The organism is Falsigemmobacter faecalis (assembly GCF_003863335.1).
GTDB classification, from domain to species: Bacteria; Pseudomonadota; Alphaproteobacteria; order Rhodobacterales; family Rhodobacteraceae; genus Wagnerdoeblera; species Wagnerdoeblera faecalis.
On the sequence record NZ_RRAZ01000089.1, the window covers coordinates 1 to 1,726 of the forward strand.

Annotated in this window: 3 protein-coding genes; all 3 read right to left on the minus strand. The window is 56.7% G+C overall.

The annotated features are described in order from the left end of the window. Positions 1–87: 87 nt before the first annotated feature. Positions 88–570: a hypothetical protein gene (locus tag EG244_RS20140; RefSeq protein WP_124966914.1), complete on the minus strand. Its 483-nt coding sequence runs from the start codon at positions 568–570 to the stop codon at positions 88–90. Then, on the minus strand, positions 567–1,244 hold the full coding sequence (locus tag EG244_RS20145) for a hypothetical protein (RefSeq protein WP_124966915.1): 678 nt from the start codon (positions 1,242–1,244) through the stop codon (positions 567–569). Before EG244_RS20145 ends, EG244_RS20140 begins: the two co-directional genes overlap by 4 nt. Positions 1,245–1,299: 55 nt before the next feature. Then, positions 1,300–1,726: hypothetical protein (locus EG244_RS21285; RefSeq protein WP_233589092.1), on the minus strand; the 427-nt coding region annotated here is incomplete at its 5' end.

Below are 1,726 nucleotides of genomic sequence, written 5' to 3' on the forward strand. Positions count from 1 at the left end.
AGGCCGCCGACCCAGTCAGTTCACACAGCGATCATCGGGTCTAAGGGGGGGACGTTGGCAGTGTGCTTTGATCTCCGTGAAGCTGTATTAACTCCGACCGAAATATTCGTCTGGATGTTCAAATCGGCTGTGACCCAACCCAAAATTCAATGCAGCGTGCCAGATCGGCCATTCGAGGTCGGTCAAATCCTTTGACAGGAGAGCACGGCCGCGATTGGGTTTTACCCCGAGGATCTGCCATCCGATCGCTCTCGTCTTTTCGCCATGAAGCGCGGCCGCAGCATCGACCAGGAGGCGCAGCAGTCGCGGATCCAGGGGCATTTTGTGTGGGGCATCGCAAGCGATGATCTGGCCATACACATCAAGCACAGCCGCTTTAGCCGGCGGGATATGCGTCTCGGGGTTGTAGAGGTGCCATGCCCCCGCTTCTTCCACGCAAAGAGCTGTGGTCAATCCGGATAGATCGAGGGGGCGTCCGAGTTGCATTCGTGGGTATCTCGCATGGCTGTCAGATGGATTTGGGGAGAAGCTGTAGCAGCATTCCTTTAAGCTTTGAACCGGCGTGATCATATGCGGTCCTCCCGCTCTGATAGTTTAAAACCCTTTTCGTCCATCGATATGGACAACTCTGTGCCCGTCGTACTGTGTCGCAGAACCACTCCTAAACCGGCTTCGATGTTGTTGAGCTCTACCCTGTTGCCAAGCTCATCGATTAGAAGGATCCCTGAGCTGAGCTTGCGCGCTTTGAAGCCGTTGCCGATGGCTATGGCTTCAATTCCGACTGGAGGCAGCTTATCCCACAAGCTGCGTAGCACCGGATGAGAGGGGCCAGTCCACTCCACTAAATCAGGTGGCACCTCCACAATGCTCGCGCATTTCGCGCACCGGACGCGGCTTCGAGGCTCGTCAAAAACGTCTTTCCACTCGTGCCCGCATGACCGGCAGACCATGAGATGCCACCAAACCAGAGGGGCACCCTCTTCGGAGCACGGGAACGCCTGATAATCGGCAATCCACATTAGCTCTGACCTGTCCTGTATGGTCTCCAGCAGGCTGTCTGCCAATTGGTCCGTATGGACCCATGATTGCGAAGGAAACAGCGGCGTCTCTGCCTTGTTGAAAATGGTCGCGGATTTCAGATCCCCGAACCCGTCAACGTCGTTCAGAAATTCGATGGAATAGCCGTCATCAGTTGCAGCGACATAAGTCACTACCCAGCCGCATTCGTGTGCTGATTTGCACATGTCATGATCCTCAAATGGGGGGGACTGGCCCGCTTCGCGTGCGGGCCTGAGAGGCTTAAAGCGCGTGGATTTCCCCGTCGGGCGTGCGGATCTGGATCTCAGCGAGGAGCGAGAGGAAAGGTGATCCCATGACCGTCCGGGCATGCCAGGAACGAACCTGATGACACACAGCCCTCAGAGACGGCCCCCAGAGTGTTTCCTTGAGTTCTGCAGGCCCTTCCCGCCTCACAACTTCAAAGGGCTGGGCGCCTTCTTCGTTCCTCGCGATCAGCTGGGGCATAAAAATGTTCACGCTGTGCCATTCGGCCTCGATCTGAGCCTGGGCTGCCATTTCAGGGACCTTGTGATCGGGGATGCGTTTGTGCTTCTCCGCTGTACGGAGCCACGACCACTCTGAAGGGGAGACCTGAGAGAACTCGGCCCTCAGAGCTGCCATAAGCCCACATTTCCCAAGTAAGGCGCTGATTTCGCTGTCCTGACCA

Coding starts and splice junctions, on each gene's coding strand:
- EG244_RS20140 (WP_124966914.1), bottom strand. CDS start 570: ATGATCACGCCGGTTCAAAGCTTAAAGGAATGCTGCTACAGCTTCTCC.
- EG244_RS20145 (WP_124966915.1), bottom strand. CDS start 1,244: ATGTGCAAATCAGCACACGAATGCGGCTGGGTAGTGACTTATGTCGCT.